The following is an 870-nucleotide window of genomic DNA, read 5'->3' as shown; positions in this document are numbered from 1 at the left end:
GATACTTTCCAGCCAACGATAGCGCGAGCAAACACATCAATAATAAAAGCGGTATACACCCAGCCGCTTGTCGTCTTGATATAGGTAAAATCTGCAACCCATAGTTGGTTAGGACGATGAGCATTAAAGTTACGATTGACTAAGTCATCAGCGCGCTTTTGGTCGTCACGGCTGTTGGTGGTAATCTTGCCTTTGCCACGCCAAACGCCTTGTAGGCCATACTGCTTCATTAATCGCTCTACGGTACACCGAGCAATACATAATCCTTCTGCTTTCATCTGCTGCCAGACTTTACGCGCAGCACCGTAACGGCATTTGCTATCCTGCCAAATACGTTTAATCTCACCGATGTAATAGTCGTCATGCTGACTGCGCAGTGAACGCTTGTGTGGGTTGTCGCTTAAGTCTTGAGCACGATAATAAGTTGACGGGGCAATCGGTAGGACTCTACAGATCAGCTCGACCCCATAAAGGTGTTTATTGTCATCGATGAAGTGAATCATGATTTTAGTCAGCGGTCGAGCTCCGCCTGGGCGAAAAAAGCAGCAGCCTTACGTATAATCTCATTGGCTTGCTTAAGCTCTTTATTCTCGCGTTCAAGCTCTTTAATACGTTGCTCTTGGCTTTGAGCTTGCACTGAAGCAGGAATGGTTTGATCGATGTGCTTTTTATGCCAAGACCGCAGAGTTTCAGGCGTGCAGCCAATCTTAGGGGCTGAACCGCCCCGACTATATCGGAGACTTGATTGCTTGAGTCAGGCAGCTTTGTCTGACTCAATAAAACTATCATAGTATCGTCTCTCAAACTCAAAAGGCGACACATAGCCAATCGTACTATGAATGCGAGTTTTGTTAAACCAATCGACCCATT

At 46.2% G+C, this 870-nt stretch carries 1 protein-coding gene, 1 pseudogene and 1 other annotated feature; the gene and the pseudogene both read right to left on the bottom strand.

Annotated features, from left to right (window positions below):
* Window positions 1-715 (bottom strand): annotated as a pseudogene (locus EI164_RS16465) (IS3 family transposase); the annotation flags it as partial.
* Window positions 429-545 (bottom strand) — a sequence feature (AL1L pseudoknot). Its footprint overlaps the pseudogene before it by 117 nt.
* A 39-nt stretch (window positions 716-754) precedes the next feature.
* Window positions 755-870, bottom strand: a 116-nt coding sequence (locus EI164_RS17560) for an IS3 family transposase (RefSeq protein ID WP_413038468.1), incomplete at its 5' end; no start/stop codon positions are given.

It is taken from the genome of Psychrobacter sp. FME13 (assembly GCF_014861395.1).
Lineage (GTDB): Bacteria > Pseudomonadota > Gammaproteobacteria > Pseudomonadales > Moraxellaceae > Psychrobacter.
This window is presented reverse-complemented; position numbering and strand designations above follow the sequence as displayed.